Here is a 4,417-nt window from a genome sequence, read left to right on the forward strand (position 1 = left end):
TATAATCTTCTCCACTTTCATCAACTATTCTTAAATCACCATCTTTTGCTGCCTCTTCATCAGTTAAAGCCACATAAATTTTATGTAATTCCAAAGAAGCAGGATAATCTTTATTTTTAATACAAACTGCAAATTGAGCTTCAGATTTCAGATTGTTCATAGTTTTTAATCCAAATAAAATTTACGTTTTATCTCTTTTTTACCAATTCCATGAGCTTCATACCAGTGTAATTCAGCAACTCTAATTCTGCCATTATGAAGACGAATAGTAGCCACTCCTTTTAATTTACGCCAACGCCCTTTTCCATAGGTTTTATTTAATCTTGCTAGATCGCGAATGGAATTACTAACTGCAATTATTTCAATATTAGTAATTTCACTAATAATTGTAAAATTCATCTATCATATTTTATAAAAATGATTTTTTTTAGATTAACATGATTATTCAGATAACTTCAGGAAAATTTTAATGATAATTTAATAAACTCACTTTCAAACGAAGGAAACAATAATAAAAACTCCTCAAAATCACTCCCCGCATTCCTAATTTGCCATGTAGAATCCTCACTCACCACACTAGGATAAACCTCATCAGCTTCTTCCATTCTACCCATAGCCACTTTTGTCTTTTTCTTGGAGATGTTATTGTTACTATTATATCTGTTACCGAATAATTAAGGTTTAAAGCGTCCCCTTTCAAGGAAAAACAATAAAAAATTTTCCTTTGAGTCAATCCTATCCGCTTTCAAGCAGAGGTAATTATTAATTATTCATTATTAATTATTAATTGTTGAAGACCTATTTAGGAGTGCTATAAAAGTCATTGTTAATTCTTGAGCCTACCAAAATAATGAAACATACTAAATTTTTCAACCATACTCTAGAAAAACTAAAACCAAAAATTCATGCCTGGTTAAAATTCCCGATAATTAGATTAAAAAAACAATTCCAAATAAGCATCTTAATTGTAGCAACTTTCCTGGGTATTTTATATTGCTCAATTTCACCAGCACTTACCCAGGAAAAACCTGTAACTATCCAAGTATTAATGTCAGCTACTACAGCTACTCAATTAGAACCAATTCAAACAGACTTTAACAAAACTCACCCAAATATTAACTTAGAAATTGTCAAAGCTCCTAACGATACTAATTTAGTAGAAGACCTTTATACATCCTCTTTTTTACTAGGAGATTCACCCTATGATCTAGCTTATATGGATACAGTTTGGGTGCCAAAATTTGCTGCTGCTAACTGGTTACAAGACCTTTCAGAAAAAATTGATCAACAACAATTAAAAGAAACTTATGTGTCAGGAGATATAGAAGGAGGAACTTACAAAAATAAACTTTATTGGATGCCATTAGTCTCCAATGGAGGTATGCTTTATTATCGCACGGACTTATTAAAAAAAGGTGGATTTGAACCTCCCAATACTTTTGAGGAGCTAATCAAAATATCGCAAGAATTACAACAACAAGGATTAGTTGAATGGGGATATATTTGGCAAGGTAAACAATATGAAGGTTTATCCGCAATGTTTATCGAAATTCTCAAAGGTTATGGAGGTTTTTGGATTAATCCAGAAACAAATGAAGTGGGATTAGATAAACCAGAAGCTATAGAAGCAGTAGACTTTTTACGCACAACTATTACCGCAGGAATTTCTCCTCCTGGAGTAACTACTTATGGAGAAGAAGAAACTCGTCGTTTATTCCAAAGTGGTAAGACAGTTTTTCTGCGCAATTGGCCTTATGTATATCCATTAGCATCAAAATCAGAAATAGCCGGAAAATTTGCTATTAAACCAATGGTTCATGCTTCAGGAAAAGAAAGTGGAGCTTGCTCGGGTGGATGGGGATTAGGAATAGTTAAAAGTACAAAACATCCAGAGGAAGCATGGGAAATTATTCAATACTTCAACAAACCAGAAGTTCAACGTAAGTTTATTTTAGAAACAGGTCTTGTTCCTGCCAGAAAATCACTTTTTAATGACAAGATTCTAGTAGCAGAACTTCCTTACTTACCAAACTTATTTCCAGTAGTTGAAAATTCTGTATTACGTCCTCCCATTGCTCAATATGCTCAAGCTTCAGATATTTTACAACGTTATCTTAGCGCTGCTCTAACTGGTTCCCGTACTCCAGAATTAGCAATGAAAGCTGCTGCTGCAGAAACTCGTACTTTGTTGGGAACTTGAAGAAGGAGTTATACCGTTTTACTAAATTCAAAAGTCAAAAGTCAAAAGTCAAATTCACTAAATTCAAAATTCAAAAGTCAAAAGTCAAAAGTTAGAAGTGGTATTTTATATCAAGTTGCAGTAATTAAACACAATATAAAAAGACGAAAAAGATAGCATACTCCTCAAGAGTCATCTTCAGATGACTTAAACTATTAGCCAAGGATTTCAATCCTTGGCGAGCCATGTCATCTTAGCGAGCCATGTCATCCGCCAATAAATAAATTTCTTGGCTCAAAGCAAAAGTCATCTAAAGATGACTAAAGATAGCTAATTTATTATGGTTAATTAATGAGACTTTATATATTGCACTACAAGAATTGGTTAGGGCATTTTTCAATGCTAAAACCCTTTTACAGTTTGCTATTCCCTATTCAAGGATTTCAATCCTTGGCGAGCCATGTCATCCGCCAATAAATAAATTTCTTGGCTCAAAGCAAAAGTCATCTAAAGATGACTAAATATAGCTAATTTATGATGGTTAATTAATGAGACTTGATATATAGCACTACAAGAATTGGTTAGGGCATTTTTCAATGCTAAAACTCTTTTACAGTTTGCTATTCCCTATTCAAGGATTGAAATCCTTGGCGAGCCATGTTATCCGCCAATAAATAAATTTCTTGGCTCACAGCAAAAGTCATCTAAAGATGACTAAAGATAGGTAATTTATGATGGTTAATTAATGAGACTTTATATATTGCACTACAAGAATTGGGCGCGGACATTTTTCAATGCTAAAACCCTTTTACAGTTCCCTATTCCCTATTCAAGGATTTCAATCCTTGGCGAGCTTGGCGAGCCATGTCTTGGGGAGCCATATCATCCGCCAAGAAATAAATTTCTTGGCTCACAGCAAAAGTCATCTAAAGATGACTAAAGATAGCTAATTTATTATGGCTAATTAATGAGACTTAGTATTAGTTACTTAAAACCTCTTGACAAAGAAAGAGAATTTCCTAGCTCAAAACTGGTTTTGCTATTCCCTATTCCCTAGCGACATAGAAATTAATGACAATAAACACAATTGAAAGAAGAGAAAAATTAACAGGATGGCTCTTGATTTTACCAGCTATTCTAATATTACTATTTGTATTTGTTTATCCCATTGGGCGAGCTTTTTGGCTAAGTCTATTTACAGAAAATTTAGGTACTGAATTAAAACCTATTTTTTCTGGCTTAACAAACTACAGTCGAATGTTCAATGATGGTCGTTTTTGGCAAAGTTTATGGAACACTACAATATTTACAACCATCTCCATTTTTCTAGAATTAATATTAGGAATGAGTATTGCTCTTATCTTAGATAAATCATTCCGAGGACGAGGTTTTGTTCGTACTATTAGTCTCATTCCTTGGTCATTACCAACCGCAGTTATGGGATTAGCTTGGGCATGGATTTTTAATGACCAATTTGGCATAGTTAATGACCTACTTTTCCGTTTAAGATTAATTCAAACTAATATTACTTGGTTAGGCGATCCATTCAGGGCAATGTTAGCATTAATTATTGCTGATGTTTGGAAAACAACGCCATTTATAGCCATCATTTTATTAGCAGGATTACAATCTATTTCTTCTGATTTATACGAAGCTCATGCTATTGATGGTGCTAATTCTATTCAAAGTTTTCGACAAATTACAATCCCATTATTAATCCCACAAATAGTAATTGCTTTGTTATTCAGATTTGCTCAAGCATTTGGTATTTTTGACCTGGTACAAGTAATGACTGGAGGTGGGCCTGCTGGAAAAACAGAAACAGTTTCTATCTATATATATGCCACTATTAGACGTTATTTAGATTTTGGTTATGGAGCTTCTTTAGTAGTAGTAACATTTCTATTATTAATTCTTGCCGTGGCGATCGCTAGTATCGCTATGGGGAAGTTAAAAGGCAACAAACAAGTCAAAAGTCAAAAGTCAAAAGTCAAAAGTTAGAAATGAAGTTATAAAGTTAAAAGTTAGAAATTAACTCAAAAGTCAAAAGTTAAAAGTTAGAAATTAACTCAAAAGTTAAAAGTCAACAAACAAGTCAAAAGTCAAAAGTTAAAAGTTAGAAATGAAGTTATAAAGTTAAAAGTTAGAAATTAACTCAAAAGTTAAAAGTCAACAAACAAGTCAAAAGTCAAAAGTTAAAAGTTAGAAATGAAGTTATAAAGTTAAAAGTTAGAAATT

The 4,417-nt window shown here is 32.7% G+C and carries 4 protein-coding genes; 2 read left to right on the plus strand and 2 right to left on the minus strand.

The annotated features are described in order from the left end of the window. Positions 1-165: 165 nt before the first annotated feature. Both F6K54_RS17375 and F6K54_RS17380 read right to left on the minus strand, forming a co-directional pair. Positions 166-399, minus strand: a complete 234-nt coding sequence (locus F6K54_RS17375) for a hypothetical protein (protein WP_293079686.1) — start codon at positions 397-399, stop codon at positions 166-168. A 56-nt stretch (positions 400-455) separates the two neighbouring features. Next, a complete protein-coding gene (locus tag F6K54_RS17380; RefSeq protein ID WP_293079689.1) occupies positions 456-605 on the minus strand; it encodes a hypothetical protein in 150 nt (49 codons plus the stop codon). Positions 606-850: 245 nt separating this feature from the next. Between F6K54_RS17380 and F6K54_RS17385 the strand changes: the two genes are divergently transcribed. Together F6K54_RS17385 and F6K54_RS17390 are read left to right on the plus strand one after the other, a co-directional pair. Further along, positions 851-2,200, plus strand: coding sequence for an ABC transporter substrate-binding protein (locus F6K54_RS17385; RefSeq protein WP_293079692.1), 1,350 nt, complete (start codon positions 851-853; stop codon positions 2,198-2,200). Positions 2,201-3,250: 1,050 nt separating this feature from the next. Next, positions 3,251-4,180, plus strand: coding sequence for a carbohydrate ABC transporter permease (locus F6K54_RS17390; RefSeq protein WP_293079695.1), 930 nt, complete (start codon positions 3,251-3,253; stop codon positions 4,178-4,180). Positions 4,181-4,417 lie beyond the last annotated feature (237 nt).

The sequence above is a fragment of the Okeania sp. SIO3B5 genome, assembly GCF_010692555.1.
In the GTDB taxonomy this organism is placed as follows: domain Bacteria; phylum Cyanobacteriota; class Cyanobacteriia; order Cyanobacteriales; family Microcoleaceae; genus Okeania.

Excerpts from the sequence above, each read along its gene's own strand:
- F6K54_RS17375 (WP_293079686.1), bottom strand. The coding sequence starts at position 399 with ATGAATTTTACAATTATTAGTGAAATTACTAATATTGAAATAATTGCA.
- F6K54_RS17380 (WP_293079689.1), bottom strand. The coding sequence starts at position 605 with ATGGAAGAAGCTGATGAGGTTTATCCTAGTGTGGTGAGTGAGGATTCT.
- F6K54_RS17385 (WP_293079692.1), top strand. The coding sequence starts at position 851 with ATGAAACATACTAAATTTTTCAACCATACTCTAGAAAAACTAAAACCA.
- F6K54_RS17390 (WP_293079695.1), top strand. The coding sequence starts at position 3,251 with ATGACAATAAACACAATTGAAAGAAGAGAAAAATTAACAGGATGGCTC.